Source organism: Polycladomyces subterraneus, from assembly GCF_030433435.1.
Taxonomy (GTDB): domain Bacteria; phylum Bacillota; class Bacilli; order Thermoactinomycetales; family JIR-001; genus Polycladomyces; species Polycladomyces subterraneus.
This window is the reverse complement of sequence record NZ_JANRHH010000013.1, coordinates 52216-68936: the sequence shown is the minus strand read 5'-3', so window position 1 is coordinate 68936 and position 16721 is coordinate 52216. Positions and strand designations below refer to the sequence as shown.

Sequence of the window (16721 nt, the reverse complement as noted above, 5' to 3'; positions counted from 1 at the left end):
AACGCCATGAACCATTACATTCACGATTCTGTTCAACTGGGCGACAACGTGAAAATCGGTCATTTTTCGGTCATCGAAGAAGGCGTCGTGATCGGCGACAATGTAGTGATCGGCAACAATGTGACGATTCACGCCGGCACCGTCGTGGGGAATAACGTCTCCATCGCTGACAACAGTGTGATCGGTCGTTGGCCCAAACCGGCCAAGACCAGTACGGTAAAGGTGGACGCCGAACTGCCGCCGCTCCGCTTGGGAGATGGATGCAACATCGGGGCCAATGTGGTGTTGTACCGCGGTAGCACCTTTGGCGATGAGGTGATGATCGGCGACCTGGCCTCCGTTCGTGAGAAATGCGAGATCGGGCGAAATGTCGTCATCGGCCGGGGCGTGGCCGTGGAAAACCAGGTGAAGATTGGGGAATATACCAAGATTCAAACCAATGCCTATATCACCGCTTACACTACATTGGAAGACCATGTATTTATTGCGCCGACGGTGACCACGACCAACGACAATTTCATGGGCCGGACCAAGGAACGGTTCAAGTTCGTCAAAGGACCGTACGTCAAACGCGGTGCTCGCGTCGGCGGCGGTTCCATCTTGCTCCCCGGCGTCACCGTGGCAGAAGAGAGTTTCATCGCGGCGGGCGCTCTGGTCCATCGTGACACCGAACCGGCAAAACTGTATATCGGCGTACCGGCCAAACCGTTGCGGGACGTTCCCGACCGTGAGAAGCTGGAAAACCAAGAATAAGAGAGAGAATCAGGTGTAAACCATGCGAAACAAGCTGAAACAGCTCTTCTCCGATTCCGCTTCGTTCGCCATCGCCACTATGGGCAACAAAATGGTGGCATTCCTGTTGCTCCCGATCATGACGCGGCATTTGCATTCCGCGCAGTACGGGGACTGGGATCTCACCAACACACTGACATTAGTGGTCACGTACCTGAGCGTATTGGGCATGGACGCCGCCTTGGCGTTTTATTACTTCGACGCCAAGGATGAGCAGGAAAAACGGAGCTATTTCACCGCAACCGTGGTGTCCAGCAGCGGATTGTGTACGTTGTTTCTGCTCGTGACCCTGTTGTTCGGCGATCCGCTCAGCCGCTTGCTCTACAACAAGCCGTACGAGGATGTCATGGCGATTGCGATCGCTGCAACGGTGGGTGCAATCGTCATCCAGCATACGCTGGCGCTGGCCCGGTATAACCGGCGCGTATGGCTGTTCAACATCATGAGCATGAGTTACGTGATCGGTTCCAACCTGCTCAGCGTTATCTTCTTGATCTATGGTAACGGCGGTGTACGCGGTATCTTTGTCGGCCAGTTGGTGGGGCAAATCACGGTGGCGGCCATTCTCGTTTTTCTCTTCCGCCGGGAATTCACTTGGCGCGTCAAGAAAAAGCACTTGTTCGATTTGCTGCGTTACGGGGCTCCGTTGTTGCCCACCATGCTGGCGTTTTGGGTGATGAATGCGATGAGCCGGCCCATGATCTACCACATGGTGTCGGAAAGTGAGGCCGGGATCTACGGGGTTGCGTTCCGCTTCGCCACGATGGTGGCACTGGTGACATCCGCGTTCCAGTTGGCGTGGCGCCCGTTTGCGATGTCCATCAAGGAACGGGAAGATGCACCCCGCATTTACAGCTTTGTCGCCAGGGCCTTCTTGGTTGTCGGTGCCTTCTTCATTTTGGGATTGGAATTCATCATCCAGCCCCTGATCCAATGGACGACGGGGAAACCCGAATACTGGTCCGCTTACCCCTATGTTTGGATGTTGTCGTTCGGTACGGTGCTCAACACCTTACACTTAATCGTCGGTGTCGGCTTGCTGATCCAGAAGAAAACACGCACGATTTCGCAGGTCTTCATCATGGCCGCAGTTTTGTACTTCATCGGTAACTTCATTCTCGTTCCGTTGTACGGCAACTGGGGCACGGCAGCGATGACTGTCGTCACATATTTGTTCGTCGTCCTGCTGATCTATCGAAAATCGCAACAGGTATATCCGGTTGCATTCCGCATGTCGTCGATGCTGGCGTTTTTGGCGGTGTACCTGGTGACGATGTGCGGGATCACCTGGATTCAAGTAAATGATTGGCCAGACAAATGGGTGTATTATCTGGTCGCGACACTGATCAATATCGCGGCAGTCTTCATTACGGGCGTATTCCGGCTGCGTTCGTTATCTGTTTTGTTCCGGATGATGCCCAAAATCGGACAGAAAAGGTGAGGATGTTGAGTTCACTGATGTTACCGAGACAACAGTGGCTGGAAAAGCTGTTTTACGCGATGATCGCGTTTGCTATGTTGGGCCCCACGTTAGGGGTTAAAGTACCGGGGTTTAAGCTGACGTTTTTCCGCGTCGCTTTCTTTGCCCTGGCAGTGGCGCTGATCTTGCGCTGGGTGAACGACAAAAGCATCGAAGCCTCCCATATGTACCGCATTCGCTGGTATTGGGCGTTTTTCGCCTTTTGGGTGGCCTATGCCGCCATTTCACTCACATGGGTGATTGACCTCGGAAAAGGGATCAAGTATCTCACGTTCCTGTTGATGATGACACTTCTCAGTTTGTCGTTTCCCTTCTTCGCCAAGACGGAGAAGCAGTTCTGGCAGACGATGCGCACGCTGTTTTGGGTGTTTTTCGGTATCGTCGCCTTCGGCTTCTTTGAATCGATCACCTTTTTCCATTTGCCGTCTTCCCGTTATTGGTTGAGCGACGCGCCTAATATCACCTCTGTTTTTGAAAACCAAAACGATCTGGCTACGGCGATTACGCTGGCCCTGCCGTTTATTGGTACGGTTCTCTACATGTTCAAGGCCACCCGCCGCACCAAGGTGCTGGCCTACATCACCGTGATTGTCGCCTTGTATTGTCTTTTGGCGACCGGTTCGCGATCCAACACGATGATGGCCTTGCCGCTCATCCTGTTGGTATGGGCCGTCTCATTGCCGTTCACGATGGATCGGGAAAAACTGAAGAAAAACTTCCTGCGGGGATTGGGCGTTTTCCTCTCCATCATCCTGATTGTCGGGCTGTTGAACGTCACCTTGCTCTCCGGCGGAAAGAACAGCGCGCGGGCCAAATTGGCCAGCACGTTTGGTATCTTCCTTGACTTAAAAGGGGATTGGAAAGTCCCGACCGATCAGGAAGGGGTCGAAGCAGGGGAAGGAACGGGCGGCACCAGTATCACCGTGCGCAAAAACCTCTTGTTGTACGGGCTGCAGTATTTGCAGGAAAGCAACTATATGGGTGTCGGAGCCGGAAATGTGGAAGCTCACAATGAAACCAATTTGGGCAAAGGCATCAATAAAGTCAATATCCACAACTGGTGGGCGGAAGTGCTCGTCAACTTCGGCGTGCTGATTTTCGTCATGTATATGGTTCTATACTTCGGTCTGTTGCGCCGATTGTGGCGGTTGGCCAGCATGAAACGTTCTCCCTACGTGTCACCGCTCATCCGGTGGGGAGCGCTGTCCAGCCTGTTGTCGCTGACCGGCTTCTTCATCGGCGGGGTGGCACCGAGTACCTGCATCCATTTCACACCGATGTGGATTTCCTACGGGGTGGCATTGGCGGTAGTGGTGCTCGGTGAACAGCAACGGAAAAAGGCCGAACAGGAGCCGGAAACGACCACTGTCAACAGCTGACGCCGATTGTTGGTCGATCGCGGTTAATAGAGGAGGGTGACCTTTTTCCACCGTGGGCGTCGCCATTGCGAGAAGGAAAAGGTCACCCGGATCAATCGGATTTACTTAGGATGGCAATTTTTTCTGGGTTTTCCGTGGACCGCAAGGACGCAGGTTTTTTCAGGCCGAGAGGGGATGTCGATGGCCAAAAAGGTGATGATTTTTAGCTCCGTGCACGGGTACAACGATTCCCGCATCTTTCACAAACAGGCCGTTTCGCTCGCCCGGGCGGGGTATGACGTGGAACTTCATGCGATTGCCGATTTTGAGGAGCGAATGGAAAAAGGGGTACGCATCAAAGGTATACCCCCACACAAGAGCAAACTCCACCGACTGGCGGCGGGGTGGATGTTGTTTCGGCGGGCGTTGAGAAGCCGGGCCGACTTTTATCATTTTCACGACCCGGAGCTGTTGCCTTGGGGGGCGTTGATTCATTGGCTGACAGGGGCTCCCGTCATTTATGACGCTCATGAGGATCTGCCCAAACAGATCCACACCAAGCCTTGGATTCCGGCGAAGATCCGTGGCATCGTCTCACGTGTGGTACACAAGGTGGAAAAGGGATTGGCCCGTCGTCTGCCCGCAGTGGTGACGGCAACGGAGTCGATTCGGAACCAGTTTGCGGGTGCGGGAGTTCTTCGTGTCCAAGTGATTAAAAACTACCCATTGCCGCTGCCGCGTTTGGAGAGGAACGCGGAGGAGGACGGTGTTAACCGGGTGCTGTATGTGGGCGGCATCTCCTATCTCAGAGGATACCGCGAGATGATCGCCATGATGGATCACCTGCCGAAGGAGCTGAACGCCGAACTGCACCTGATCGGACCGCTTCAGCACATTGCACCGGAAGATCAGGATCGTGAGGCACTCGCAGCCAAACGGGTGTACCTGCACGGTCGCATTCCGTTTGAGGAAGTGCAGCAATGGCTGATGAAAGGGAAGGTGGGGCTGGTTTGCCTTCATCCAGTGGAAAACTACCGTGAATCCCTTCCGATCAAAATGTTTGAGTATATGGCCGCCGGACTGCCGGTGCTCGCCACTGATTTTCCGCTATGGAGAGAGATTGTGGAGGGCAGTCGGTGCGGGTATCTGGTCAATCCGCTCAATCCTGAGGAAATGGCGGAAAAAGTGGCGATGCTCCTGTCGGATGAGGCGAAACGCCGGGAGATGGGAGAAAACGGTCGGCGGGCGCATGAGGAAGTGTACAACTGGCAAGTGGAAGAGCAAAAATTGTTGCAACTGTATCAGGAGCTTGCTTAAGGAAGTGAGAGGCAGTGCGAATCTGGTTGGCGAACCATTATGCAGTACCGCCGAACATCGCCGGGATTACCCGGCATTATGAGTTGGCACGGGAGTGGGCGATCGCTGAAGGAGCCGAGGTCACCTTGTGGTTATCCCGTTTCGTCCATCCGCGTCGTACGTTTATCACGGAAGAGGAAAAACGGGCAATTCCGCATGTTCCCGGTCTCCATTTTCAGTGGTTGTGGTCGTTCCCGCACAAAACCAACGACGTACGTCGGATTCTGAATATGGGCAGCTTTGCCGCACTCTTTCTCCTCACGGGATTGTTCAAGCGGCGCCCAGATGTAATCGTGGCTTCTTCGCCGCATTTGTTCACGGCATTTGCGGGTTGGATGCTGAGCAAGGTGAAGCGTGTTCCGTTTGTACTGGAAGTGCGCGATTTGTGGCCGGACTCGTTGATTAAGATGGGCGGGTTGAAAAATCCGCGCGTGGTCCGTCTACTCACGTGGATGGAATCATTTTTGTATCGTCATGCCGATCATATCGTCGTGTTGACGGAACATCAGCGGAAGTTTATCAGGGACAAAGGGATCGATCCGTCCAAGATCGAGCTGATTCCCAACGGGATCGTGGTGGGCTCGTGGGAACCCGATCCGTCCCGCAGAAGCGAAATCCGGATGAAGATGGGAGTGCCGGAGGATCATTTCGTCGCCATCTATTCGGGGGCGCACGGTCCGGCCAACGCATTGGAATACGTAGTCAAGGCAGGACGTCATCTGGAACCCGGCATTTCCATCGTCCTGATCGGGGATGGTCCGGAGAAAGAGAAATTGAAGCGGATCAAGGAAGAGGAACAGTTGGATAACGTCCATCTGCTGGACCCTGTCCCCAAATCGGAGATCTTCGACTATATTGCGGCGGCGGATTGTGGCATCATCTCGCTCGCAGACAACGACATTTTCCGCGGGGCTCGCCCCAACAAGCTGTTTGACTACACGTTTGTCGGTAAGCCGATCGTGACCACGGTGGATGGCGAAGTGCGCGAAATCGTGGAGAAAAACGAGGTAGGGTTGTTCAGTGGGGCGGAAGATCCCGAGGGACTGGCCAAAGCACTGGCACAAGTGCGCGGTTTTTCCCGTGAGAAGCTGGCGCAGATCGCAGAAAACGGCCGCCGCTACATCGATCGTGAAGGGGATCGAAGAAAGCTGGCCAAACAGTTTTATCAGCTTTTGCGCACATTGGTGAAAAAGGATTAAATGACGAAACCGGTCGGAATCAATTCCGGCCGGTTTTTTGTTTTCAGACGGGGAGAGCAGAACGCGGGCCAAGTACGTTTCGCTGAGCGGAAATTGCCCGCGATAGGGTTCCTGGTTCTTCACTCAGTAAGGTTTGGAAAGCCGCTCCATTCCGGGAACACTGCTGCCTTATGGCTGGACCAGACGCGTTCGAAGCAAAAGCGCCAATGGGAGGGATCCCGTCAGCCAATTACGGCATCAGGGGCGAGCCGTTCCCGTCACCAGCCAGCTCCAAGTGTTGCCGAAGCAGGCGTTGCACTCGGGTGCGCTCCTCTTTGTCCACAACGTAGTAATATACGCCGCCGATATAATCGTCATGCCCCCTCAGATGTAGGGTGTGCATTTGATCGAGCGAGCGGTAGATCTGTTGAAATGTGAGCAGTTGCAGGGGAGACATATCCGTTTTCACGTTTTCTCCAAGGTGTTGAAACACATTGTCCAGTCGGGTGATGGAGCCTAACGAAATGCTTTTGTGCAGAATCGCTTTGATGACGAGTTGTTGTCGTTCGTTTCTTCCCAGGTCGCCTCTGGGATCCGCTTTTCGCATCCGGGTGAAGGCCAGCGCTTGTTTCCCGTTCATGGTCATAGTCCCCTGATGGAACGTATATCCGTTATACGTGAAATCAAACGGAACCCGAACCTCCACTCCGCCCAGTTCATCCACGATTTTTTCGAATCCCTGCATGTTTACTTTCACATAGTAGTCGACAGGGATATCCAAAAATTGCTCCACTGTCTCGATCGTCAGCTTGCTTCCTCCGCGTGCATAGGCATGATTGATTTTGTCCTTCCCGTGACCGGGGATGGTTACATATGTATCGCGGGGAATGTTCATCATCCAGGCTTGTTTTTGTTGGGGATTCACCGTGATCAGAATCAATGTGTCTGCACGGCCGATATCGCCTTTCCGTTCGTCGACTCCCATCAATAAAACGGAGAAGGGATCTTTGTGAATGTCGACTGCGTGCGATCGTTTGGCCGATTTTTCCCGCGGATCGTACGCTTTGTTGGCCGCTGACCAGATTTCGTAAGCGTAATAACCCACGACACTGGCCAAGATCAAGATGGTGAACCAGAACCATTTCCACCAGCGTCTTTTTCGGTGTCGTTCCATTCGACTGATCAAGGCCATACCTCACTCTCTGAAGATTAGCGAACCAATTTTGTTATTATTATTATATTTTATCTAAGTAAAAACACACCATGCAAGGAATGGTAGAGGAAATTCCTTGTAATAGGGAGATAACGGGATGTTTGCGCGGAAATCGCTCGGGGTAAACGGAATATGGAGATCACGAATGGCTGTGTCTCAAGATCACGGAACGCGGATTCCTCCTGTTACCGTTCAAGAGACGTGGTGAATCCCGTGTCATGGATCTGCTTCCTAGGAGCACAGGTGGCCGATGCGGACGGTATGAATCAGACATCCCCTAGGCTATTTGGGCAATTTGGACGGTATGGAAGGAATTTGCCTGCAAGTTGCGGAAGAATAAGGCGGGAATCCTCAAGCATCAATGGGAAAGGAGCGTAGAATGGATGTTGCAATATCAACTATACATCAATGGCGAGTGGGTCCCATCGGGGAATGGACGCACATTTTCGGTCACTAACCCCGCCACAGGCGAAATTATAGGGGAAGTGGCCGATGCGACAGCTGAGGATGTACGGCGTGCCGTCGAAGCCGCCCACCGGGCTTTTCCCGATTGGTCCACCCGTACTGCATGGGATCGAGCTACATATCTGCGTAGGGCGTACGAATTGATGATGGCGCATCAGGATGAACTGGCCGAGCTGATGACCAGCGAACAGGGAAAACCGCTGCCGGAAGCCAAAGGGGAAGTGCAATACGCAGCCAGCTTTTTTGAATGGTATGCCGAAGAGGCCAAGCGGATCTACGGCGACACCATCCCAGCCACCCACCCGGACAAGCGGATCCTTGTCCTGCGACAGCCGGTCGGTGTCGTAGCCGCCATCACGCCATGGAATTTCCCGGCGGCGATGATCACCCGCAAGATCGCCCCCGCGTTGGCTGCGGGATGTACTGTGATCGTCAAGCCGGCGGAACAGACACCGTTGACCGCGCTTCGGTTGGCGGAATTGTTCCAGGAAGCGGGGATTCCTGCCGGTGTGGTCAATGTGGTCACTGGAACAGATCCGCAGCCCATCGGTGAGATTCTGCTTCGGGATGAACGTGTGCGCAAGGTGACGTTTACCGGGTCCACGGAAGTGGGAAAATTGATTATGCGGCAAGCGGCCGATACTGTGAAAAAGGTGAGCCTGGAATTGGGAGGACATGCTCCGTTTCTCGTGTTTGAGGATGCCGACCTGGAGAAGGCGGCACGGGAAGTCCTCATCAGCAAATTCCGCAATGCGGGGCAAACGTGTGTCTGCACCAACCGGATTTATGTCCATGAGACGATTGCGGATGCGTTTGCCGAGATCCTGGCCAAACAAGTGGAACAACTCCGTTTGGGCAACGGAATGGAAGCGGGTGTTGACATCGGCCCGCTCATCGACGGACAAGCCGCGGCAAAAGCGGAACGTCACGTCCGGGATGCTGTGGAAAAAGGTGCCCGTGTCTTAACCGGTGGACGCCGTCGCAGTGAAGGAGATGTCCACTTTTTCGAGCCGACCGTGCTGGTTGGTGTCACGGATGATATGCTCGTCCAAAGGGAAGAAACTTTCGGCCCCGTCGCGCCGATTGCCGTTTTCCGCGACGAAGATGAGGGGATCCGCCGTGCCAACGATACGCCCTACGGTTTGGCCGCTTACCTGTACACGCGTGATCTGGCCCGCGCCATCCGCGTTTCGGAGCGGTTGGAGTACGGGATTGTCGGTATCAATGACGGCCTTCCCTCCACGGTACAAGCGCCGTTTGGTGGCATGAAGGAATCCGGTATCGGACGGGAAGGCGGCAAATACGGGCTGGAGGAATTCCTCGAAACCAAATATGTTTCCGTTCGTCTCCACGGTTAAAAAGCACCCTGGCCGACTTTTTCGAAGTCGGCCTTTTTTTGCCATCTGGATGGAGGTGAGACGCAATCTTTGGACATTTTGTGCCGTCTGCCAAAACGGAGTGGATAATACGTCGCGGAACGTGTACAATCAATAAAGAGCGTGTAACATTGGTGTAATATTTCAGGTGCAACTGTCACAGGTGTCCTATATCGTGCCTGTTTCACATATTATGCAGGAGACCGGGCTTGTTCGCAGTGAGCATTTCGCTTCGGACTTTCCGTGGCGATGCCGTCGACAGTATAGAGAGGAGTAATAACATGAAAGTGTTGGTTACGGGAGGAGCAGGGTTCATCGGTTCCCACATCGTCGATCTTCTGTTGGAACGCGGTGATGACGTAATCGTGGTGGACAATCTCAGCACGGGACAGGAAGCACATCTGAAGCCGGAAGTGTTATTTTACCGGATGGATATCACCGATCATCGATTGTCCGACGTTGTCGCCGAAACACGGCCGGAAGTGGTCATTCATCAAGCTGCACAGATCGACGTGCCCACGTCCGTGCGGGATCCATTGCACGACGCCAAGACCAACATCATCGGGACGCTCAATTTGCTGGAAGCGTGCCGTAACGCCGGTGTGCGCAAGGTGGTCTACGCCTCATCTGCGGCTGTATATGGCAATCCCGAATATCTGCCGATCGATGAAAAACATCCAGTGGCACCGCTCTCTGGTTACGGTATTTCCAAACACACACCGGAGCATTATTTGCAAGTGTATGCCCAATTGCACGGGTTGGCCTACACAGTACTTCGTTACGCCAACGTTTACGGTATCCGCCAAGACCCCCGAGGTGAAGGCGGCGTCATCTCCATTTTCGTCGAAAAGGTGCTCAAAGGTGAACCGATCACCGTATTCGGAGATGGCGAACAGACGCGCGATTACGTCTACGTGGAGGATGTGGCACGCGCCAATGTGGCGGCGCTAAACAACGGGGACGGGCAGATTTTAAATATTGGTACCGGTCAAAAGACGTCCATCAATGAGCTGATTGCCCTATTTGAGGAAGTGAGTGGCAAAAAAATGGAAGTCCATCATGCTCCAGACCGTCCAGGAGATATTAAGCATAGTTACTTCGACAACCGACGTGCAATGGAGATACTGAACTGGCGTCCAGAGACGGATCTTTCTGTGGGATTGCGGAAAACATTAGCATATTATCGCGAATGGATTACCGGATGATTGAAATATGGCCGTAAAAAACGTGAAACGTTTTTGTAACAAAACACGTCTCAATATATAGAGGGATCTCGTGATTCCTCCATCCTGCGGGGTTTTTCAACTGTTGTAACCAAACGGAAAACACAGTATACTGGTTAACGAGTTACCTGGAGTACAGAACGGTCAAACCACGAAACAAACATGTTCGCAGGTGGGGGCCGCCAAATGGAGCGGCTCAATTCGGGAAGGATTTGTGGCAATCATATTAAGCAGGAGTGGTTTGCGGATGCGATCGAAAGCAGTGTATGAAGGGGACGCGCACTTGTTCTCGGAAGGCGTGTACCAACCGCCTTCGGGATGGTACCCGATTGCCAAACGGGTATTTGAAATCATTTTCTCTATTACTTTCTTGATTTTGACCTTGCCGGTGTTGGTGTTGACCGCGATTGCCATCAAATTGGAATCGAAAGGTCCCGTCTTCTACAAACAGGAACGCGTCGGCTTGCACGGGAAACCCTTCTATATCGTCAAACTGCGCTCCATGCGGGTGGACGCGGAGAAAAACGGTCCGCAATGGGCATCCAAAAACGACCCCCGAGTAACCCGCGTAGGACGGTTTATCCGCAAGACTCGGATCGATGAAATTCCGCAACTGATCAGCGTCTTGAAAGGGGATATGAGTTTGATCGGCCCGCGGCCGGAACGACCGATGTTCACCGAGAAATTTGCCGCAGAAATTCCCGGATTCAAAAATCGCCTGTTGGTGAAACCGGGTTTGACCGGATGGGCACAGGTGAACGGCGGTTATGATATGACACCGAAAGAGAAATTTGAATTGGATATGTACTACATCAAACGGCAATCGTTCGCGTTGGATATGCGCATTCTGTTGCGTACGGTATGGGTGGTACTGACTGGTAACGGTGCCCGTTGAGCTCGCTTCACTAAAACAAAACGGATTGCCCCGAGGGTAATCCGTTTTTTCCCGTTCCTTCTCATCCGTATCACAAGGCTATCCCGACACACGATGCTCCGGCTATGGCAATCTCCTTTAAAAGGTCAGCCGAAGGGCCATATACAGCAGAAGCCAAAACGGGAGGCTTAAACCGGTCGCGTTGATGAGGCCGATCCAAAACGATTTGCCAACAACCGTGCTCATGTCGGGCACCTCCGTTGCTTGTGTCCTTGGTTGTTTTTATTATACGCGAATGTCAGTCATCGTAGTGGATTTTTGGCCATTTGTAAACGAAATGTAATCTCATGGTAATCTGCTGTCATCATTCATCGGAAAAATTTGTACATTATGTGTAAAGAGAATGACGTTGACATCCTGAATGTTGTCGTGGTAGGATGTAACGTGACAACTTCATAAGACGATGTTGCGCGCTCTTATCAAGAGAGGTGGAGGGACTGGCCCGATGAAACCCGGCAACCGTCCGCGGTATGCACGCGGAAATGGTGCCAATTCCTGCAGAGCCCATCGGTTCTGGCAGATGAGAGAGGCGATTTTATAATATATAAGATCCCTTTCTGCTCTGGCAGGAAGGGATCTTTTCTTAGAGACAGGTGGTGAATGAAGCGATGATTGTACTTGACCAAGTGAATAAAGTGTACCCTTCCTCGAAAGACGGGGATGTGGTCGCGTTGCAGGATATCAACCTTCGCATCGAACGTGGAGAAATTTTCGGGATCGTCGGTCACAGCGGAGCGGGGAAAAGCACGCTGCTCCGATTGCTCAACGGATTGGAGAAGCCCACTTCGGGCAGCGTCACGGTGGATGGTATTTCCATTTCCGAAAGCGGTGATCGTGAGCTGCGCGAAGCGCGAAAGAAAATCGGGATGATTTTTCAGCATTTCCACTTGCTTTGGTCCCGTACCGTGTGGGAAAATGTGGCCTTCCCTCTGGAGCTGGCCGGTAAATCGAAAAAGGAAATCAGGGAAAAAGTGGATGCTTTGTTGGAAAGGGTGGGACTTTCCCATCGGGCAAATGCGTATCCTGCCCAACTGTCCGGGGGACAGAAACAGCGTGTCGGCATTGCGCGGGCATTGGCCAACGATCCGAGCGTCTTGTTGTGTGACGAGGCGACATCGGCGCTGGACCCGGAGACGACGACCTCCATTTTACAACTGTTGAAGGAGATCCACCGGGACACCGGCATCACAATGGTGATCATTACGCACGAAATGAGTGTGGTCAAACGGATGTGCCATCGCATGGCCGTCATGGAAGCCGGTAAAGTGGTGGAGATGGGTGAGGTGGAGACGCTGTTCCGGGAACCGAAGCACCCGGTTACCCAGCAATTCGTACAGTCCTATCACACTGAAAAACTAGAAGCTTCAAAAGAGCATACCGATTTGATCCGGGTGAAGTCGGATGATTTGGATCGTATCTGGTCCCGCTTGGCCGATTGGGTAAAAATAGGCGTAACAGTGACGATCTTGCCTGACCATGAGAAAAACGACGGAATGGTCGCCTTACAGGTGAGCGGGGAACCTGACCAAGTTCGGGATGCCGTGGAGGAGATCCGGGAATTCGAGCGCAGATCGGAGGTGATTCCGCATGTTTGATCAACTGGACACCACCCTTTTGTGGCAAGCGACCGGGGAAACGTTATATATGGTGGCTATCTCTACGTTTTTCGCGGCCCTGATCGGCATTCCGTTGGGTGTACTCCTCGTTATTACGGATAAGGGTCACCTGTGGGAAAATGTGGTCATCCAGCGCGTTCTTGGCCTGATTATCAATGTGTTCCGGGCAGTGCCGTTCATTGTTCTGGTTTTGTTCCTGTTTCCGTTGTCCCAGCTTCTGGTCGGCACCACGCTCGGACCGACGGCGGCCACGATTCCCCTGATCGCTGGTGCGGCACCCTTTTATGCACGCATGGTGGAAACCGCCATCCGGGAGATTGACCGTGGAGTAATCGAAGCCGCCAAAGCGATGGGAGCCACCCGGATGCAGATCATCCGAAAGGTGCTCCTGCCGGAAGCCAAACCGGCGATCGTCTCTGGTCTGACTGTCACCTGTGTGGCTTTGGTGGGTTATTCCGCTTTTGCTGGCATCGTGGGTGGTGGCGGTTTAGGAGATGCTGCATACCGGTTTGGATTCCAATCGTTTAATAGTAGCATGATGTATGCATGCGGGTTGATTTTGGTGATTATGGTGCAAATCATTCAGGCCATAGGTGATTTCATTGCCCGGAAATTAGATAAGAGATAAGAGATAAGGAGTGAGAGATCCTGTGAAAAAGTTGATGGCTATCATTGCTGTTGCTCTTTTGACTGTATTTGGCACAGCTTGCGGGCAGCAAAAAGAAGCGAGCAATACCCTGACAGTGGCGGCTTCCGCTGTTCCTCACGCAGAAATTCTTGAACATGTAAAACCCATTCTTGAAAAAGAGGGCGTTCATTTGCAAGTTAGGGTGTTCCAAGACTATGTCTTGCCAAACAAAGTGGTGGAAGAAGGACAAGTGGATGCCAATTACTTCCAACATGTCCCGTGGATGGAAAATGTCAACAAGGAGCAGGGTTATCATATCGTAAAAGTGGTGGCCGTCCATATTGAGCCTATGGGAGCTTATTCCCACAAGATCAAGAATATCAATCAGCTCAAAAATGGAGCAACTGTGGCCCTTCCAAACGACGTCAGCAACGAAACCCGTGCTTTGCTGCTATTGGAGAAAAATGGCTTGATCAAACTGGACAACCACAATGGACCCAAAACGGAGAAAAATATTGTGTCCAATCCGAAACACCTGCAATTTAAACCATTGGAAGCAGCTATGTTACCGCGAGTTCTCGATCAAGTGGACTTGGATGTGATCAATACCAACTATGCGATGCAAGCCCATTTGAATCCGCTGAAAGATGCGCTGATTATTGAGGACAAAAGATCGATCTATGCCAATGTTTTGGCGACCAAAAAGGGCAAAGAAAATGATCCGCGGATCCAAAAGCTGGCCAAAGCCCTCACTTCCCCGGAAGTGAAAAAGTTCATCGAGCAAAAATACAAAGGTGCCGTCATTCCGGCGTTTTGATGAAAAAGCCCCACGCATCAGCGTGGGGCTTTTCGCTTTTGTGGTGGGAAACAAACATTTACCCTGATGGGATAAAACCGACACAACCTAGGACTTCACTTCTCTCTCCCGGAACATCGTACCTCCTTCGGTAATGGAGGCCCTGCCGTTGGTCAGTTCAGTCACCCATTTTGTGACCACTTCTTCTTCGCCGAGCGGTACCCAGAGGTGCCAAGTTACTTGGTCGGTAAACTCCGGCGGATCCATGTCAAATCCATGGGTACGCAGTTCATGTTCCATTTTGCCGACAAACGAATAATCCGTCGTGATCGACATTTTTTTGTGCAAAATGCGTTCCACTTCCCCGGCGGTGTCGATGCCGGCAGCGGCGCATTGGCTGTATGCGCGAATTAAGCCGGAAGCGCCCAGCTTGATCCCGCCAAAATAACGGGTAACCACGATGACCGTATCATGCAAGTCTCGATTTCGGATTACTTCCAAGATGGGACGACCGGCCGTTCCTGCCGGTTCGCCGTCGTCCGACGATTTTTGCACTTGGGTGCCGCGGGTGACGTAGGCGTAGCAATTGTGGGTCGCATCCCAATGCTTTTTGCTGATTCCCTCCACAAATGCAGCTGCCTCTTGTTCGGTGGAGACACGGTTCACGCGGGTGATAAACCGCGATTTTTGAATCACGATTTCTGTTTCGCCATATCCTTTCACGGTTCGGTAACGGGTTTCCATCTCCTTCACCTTCCTGTCATCAGCCTACAATCATCCGCATGCGGCAGGGATGAACCGATGTTTTGAAAACCTTTGTCGAAAGGGTAGCCGCATATTCCAACATCCTCTATCCTAATAAACAAATCCACCTAATACCAGTGAAAAGGAATGAACGTGCATGCGTATATGGTTTGTCATGCCGTCCGTTTATAAAGAAAGTGTGATCATGGGCAATGCGATTGTTTCTTATTTACCGCCGTGGAAACGAATCCATACGTCGTTTGGGGACGGGCCGGGCCAATGGTGGATCAGGAGAGAGAACCGACTGCTCACACTCGGCAGGATGATCAAACAACACCGATCCGGAGCAGTATGTCCGCCCTACATGATCCGGGATCCAAAAAAAAGAGGGCCGACTTAGTAGTCGGAACCCCCGCTTTGATCGTATGAATCGGTACCGTCATCTGACGAACCATCTTGCTGCCCGGCCCCTCCGGATGACGAATCATCGAGAATGCCTTCAGCTGGATCAGGTCCGGTAATTTTTTCTGGTTTCAGTTCCAGCTGTTTGCGCAGGATGTCACTGATCCGTTGCCGTTCTTTTTTGCTGACGAAGAAGTACCAGTATTTCAGACGTTTGTTTTCACCTTTGATGGTGATGGTCTGGATGTTTTTCTTGGGAATATCCCGGTAGATTTTTTGCAAAGTGATCATTTCGTCGACCGTAATGCTGGTGGAGACATTTTCACCCAATGATTTGAGAATCGAGTTCACTTTGGTGATGTTTTCGAAGCTGACGATCTTGTCAATCAGCTGGGTGACCACTTCGCGCTGACGCTGGTTCCGTCCCTGATCGCCCAACGGATCCTGCTTGCGCATCCGGACGTAAGCCAACGCTTCCTCCCCGTCCAGATGGTGAGGACCGGGGTTGAATCGGATAACCTTGCCGCCGAATGTCTCCTGATGAAAGGGGAATTTGACGTTGACGTCCACTCCCCCCAGGGCGTCAACGACATCCATAAACCCTTTGAAGTTGACTTTGGCGTAATAATCTACGGGAACATTGAGAAAGTTTTCGACCGTTTCCACGGTGTTTAGCACGGGACCGACGTTGTGGGCACGTCCCCATGCCGCGGCGGAGTTGATCTTATCCTTGTGGCCGTTGGTGTTGGCGATTTCCACATAGGTATCCCGCGGGATGCTCACTACTTTGATTGAGTGTGTTTTCGGGTTGACGGCCGCCAGGATGATCACATCCGGTCGCCAATTCTCATTTTCCCTCCGCACGTCGGTTCCCAACAGCAAAATGTTGACGGGGCTGTCGACCGATACAGCCTTGTCGCGCATTTTGGAATGGTCACGAGCAAGCGGCTCGTACGTACCAGCCAATGCCCCCCACGTTTGATAAAAGAAATAAGCGCCGATAACCAAAATGAGGACGAACAATGTGGCGACCGATCGCCATATCCATTTGCGTCTTCTTTTTTTGTTGACTCTCGCTACCCTGCTTTTTTCGATCCGTTCCATCGTATTCCCCGCTTTGCAAAGCCATTCACATCTTCCACCATACTATCATCAGATCA

Annotated in this window: 15 protein-coding genes and 1 riboswitch; of the genes, 12 read left to right on the top strand and 3 right to left on the bottom strand. The window is 52.4% G+C overall.

All coding sequences use genetic code 11. The annotated features are described in order from the left end of the window. Positions 1 to 6: 6 nt before the first annotated feature. The 5 genes from NWF35_RS02235 (at position 7) to NWF35_RS02215 (ending at position 6185) form a co-directional block, all read left to right on the top strand. Positions 7 to 753 carry an acyltransferase gene (locus NWF35_RS02235; protein ID WP_212773477.1) on the top strand — a complete coding sequence of 249 codons (747 nt, stop codon included), beginning with the start codon at positions 7 to 9 and terminating at the stop codon, positions 751 to 753. 22 nt (positions 754 to 775) lie between these two features. After that, positions 776 to 2233 carry a lipopolysaccharide biosynthesis protein gene (locus NWF35_RS02230; protein ID WP_301237467.1) on the top strand — a complete coding sequence of 486 codons (1458 nt, stop codon included), beginning with the start codon at positions 776 to 778 and terminating at the stop codon, positions 2231 to 2233. 17 nt (positions 2234 to 2250) lie between these two features. Beyond that, on the top strand, positions 2251 to 3651 hold the full coding sequence (locus NWF35_RS02225) for an O-antigen ligase family protein (protein ID WP_301237466.1): 1401 nt from the start codon (positions 2251 to 2253) through the stop codon (positions 3649 to 3651). Positions 3652 to 3831: 180 nt separating this feature from the next. Further along, positions 3832 to 4947, top strand: a complete 1116-nt coding sequence (locus NWF35_RS02220; protein ID WP_301237465.1) for a glycosyltransferase family 4 protein — start codon at positions 3832 to 3834, stop codon at positions 4945 to 4947. Between the two features lie 14 nt (positions 4948 to 4961). Beyond that, the gene (locus tag NWF35_RS02215) at positions 4962 to 6185 is read left to right on the top strand and encodes a glycosyltransferase family 4 protein (protein ID WP_301237464.1); all 1224 of its coding nucleotides are present in this window, start codon (positions 4962 to 4964) and stop codon (positions 6183 to 6185) included. A gap of 229 nt (positions 6186 to 6414) precedes the next feature. Here NWF35_RS02215 and NWF35_RS02210 read toward each other — a convergent pair whose 3' ends face one another. Further along, positions 6415 to 7350, bottom strand: a complete 936-nt coding sequence (locus NWF35_RS02210; RefSeq protein WP_301237463.1) for an LCP family glycopolymer transferase — start codon at positions 7348 to 7350, stop codon at positions 6415 to 6417. 410 nt (positions 7351 to 7760) lie between these two features. On the opposite strand from NWF35_RS02210, the gene NWF35_RS02205 reads away from it, so the two are divergent. The 6 genes from NWF35_RS02205 to NWF35_RS02180 all read left to right on the top strand — a co-directional run bounded on the left by NWF35_RS02205 (position 7761) and on the right by NWF35_RS02180 (position 14436). After that, complete coding sequence (locus NWF35_RS02205) at positions 7761 to 9200, top strand: NAD-dependent succinate-semialdehyde dehydrogenase (protein ID WP_301237462.1); 1440 nt, start codon at positions 7761 to 7763, stop codon at positions 9198 to 9200. A 299-nt stretch (positions 9201 to 9499) separates the two neighbouring features. Then, entirely contained in the window at positions 9500 to 10423 is a 924-nt protein-coding gene (locus tag NWF35_RS02200; protein WP_301237461.1) for an SDR family oxidoreductase, read from the top strand. A 265-nt stretch (positions 10424 to 10688) separates the two neighbouring features. Next, complete coding sequence (locus NWF35_RS02195) at positions 10689 to 11336, top strand: sugar transferase (RefSeq protein WP_301237460.1); 648 nt, start codon at positions 10689 to 10691, stop codon at positions 11334 to 11336. A 452-nt stretch (positions 11337 to 11788) separates the two neighbouring features. Further along, a riboswitch (SAM riboswitch) is annotated at positions 11789 to 11902 on the top strand. A gap of 81 nt (positions 11903 to 11983) precedes the next feature. After that, a complete protein-coding gene (locus NWF35_RS02190) occupies positions 11984 to 12970 on the top strand; it encodes a methionine ABC transporter ATP-binding protein (RefSeq protein WP_301237459.1) in 987 nt (328 codons plus the stop codon). Continuing rightward, positions 12963 to 13619, top strand: a complete 657-nt coding sequence (locus NWF35_RS02185) for a methionine ABC transporter permease (RefSeq protein ID WP_301237458.1) — start codon at positions 12963 to 12965, stop codon at positions 13617 to 13619. The genes NWF35_RS02190 and NWF35_RS02185 overlap by 8 nt, the downstream gene beginning before the upstream one ends. A 22-nt stretch (positions 13620 to 13641) precedes the next feature. Beyond that, on the top strand, positions 13642 to 14436 hold the full coding sequence (locus NWF35_RS02180; RefSeq protein ID WP_301237457.1) for a MetQ/NlpA family ABC transporter substrate-binding protein: 795 nt from the start codon (positions 13642 to 13644) through the stop codon (positions 14434 to 14436). An 87-nt stretch (positions 14437 to 14523) separates the two neighbouring features. Here NWF35_RS02180 and NWF35_RS02175 read toward each other — a convergent pair whose 3' ends face one another. Beyond that, positions 14524 to 15159, bottom strand: coding sequence for a YigZ family protein (locus NWF35_RS02175; RefSeq protein WP_301237456.1), 636 nt, complete (start codon positions 15157 to 15159; stop codon positions 14524 to 14526). A gap of 157 nt (positions 15160 to 15316) precedes the next feature. Between NWF35_RS02175 and NWF35_RS02170 the strand changes: the two genes are divergently transcribed. Beyond that, entirely contained in the window at positions 15317 to 15559 is a 243-nt protein-coding gene (locus tag NWF35_RS02170; protein ID WP_301237455.1) for a hypothetical protein, read from the top strand. Here NWF35_RS02170 and NWF35_RS02165 read toward each other — a convergent pair. Beyond that, on the bottom strand, positions 15556 to 16665 hold the full coding sequence (locus tag NWF35_RS02165) for an LCP family protein (RefSeq protein WP_301237454.1): 1110 nt from the start codon (positions 16663 to 16665) through the stop codon (positions 15556 to 15558). The two genes, NWF35_RS02170 and NWF35_RS02165, sit on opposite strands and share 4 nt — an antisense overlap. Positions 16666 to 16721 lie beyond the last annotated feature (56 nt).

Bases quoted from the DNA above. Each gene is read 5' to 3' on its own strand.
- NWF35_RS02230 (WP_301237467.1), top strand. From the start codon at position 776: ATGCGAAACAAGCTGAAACAGCTCTTCTCCGATTCCGCTTCGTTCGCC.
- NWF35_RS02200 (WP_301237461.1), top strand. From the start codon at position 9,500: ATGAAAGTGTTGGTTACGGGAGGAGCAGGGTTCATCGGTTCCCACATC.
- NWF35_RS02185 (WP_301237458.1), top strand. From the start codon at position 12,963: ATGTTTGATCAACTGGACACCACCCTTTTGTGGCAAGCGACCGGGGAA.
- NWF35_RS02190 (WP_301237459.1), top strand. From the start codon at position 11,984: ATGATTGTACTTGACCAAGTGAATAAAGTGTACCCTTCCTCGAAAGAC.
- NWF35_RS02165 (WP_301237454.1), bottom strand. From the start codon at position 16,665: ATGGAACGGATCGAAAAAAGCAGGGTAGCGAGAGTCAACAAAAAAAGA.
- NWF35_RS02195 (WP_301237460.1), top strand. From the start codon at position 10,689: ATGCGATCGAAAGCAGTGTATGAAGGGGACGCGCACTTGTTCTCGGAA.
- NWF35_RS02175 (WP_301237456.1), bottom strand. From the start codon at position 15,159: ATGGAAACCCGTTACCGAACCGTGAAAGGATATGGCGAAACAGAAATC.
- NWF35_RS02170 (WP_301237455.1), top strand. From the start codon at position 15,317: ATGCGTATATGGTTTGTCATGCCGTCCGTTTATAAAGAAAGTGTGATC.
- NWF35_RS02220 (WP_301237465.1), top strand. From the start codon at position 3,832: ATGGCCAAAAAGGTGATGATTTTTAGCTCCGTGCACGGGTACAACGAT.
- NWF35_RS02235 (WP_212773477.1), top strand. From the start codon at position 7: ATGAACCATTACATTCACGATTCTGTTCAACTGGGCGACAACGTGAAA.
- NWF35_RS02225 (WP_301237466.1), top strand. From the start codon at position 2,251: ATGTTACCGAGACAACAGTGGCTGGAAAAGCTGTTTTACGCGATGATC.
- NWF35_RS02205 (WP_301237462.1), top strand. From the start codon at position 7,761: ATGTTGCAATATCAACTATACATCAATGGCGAGTGGGTCCCATCGGGG.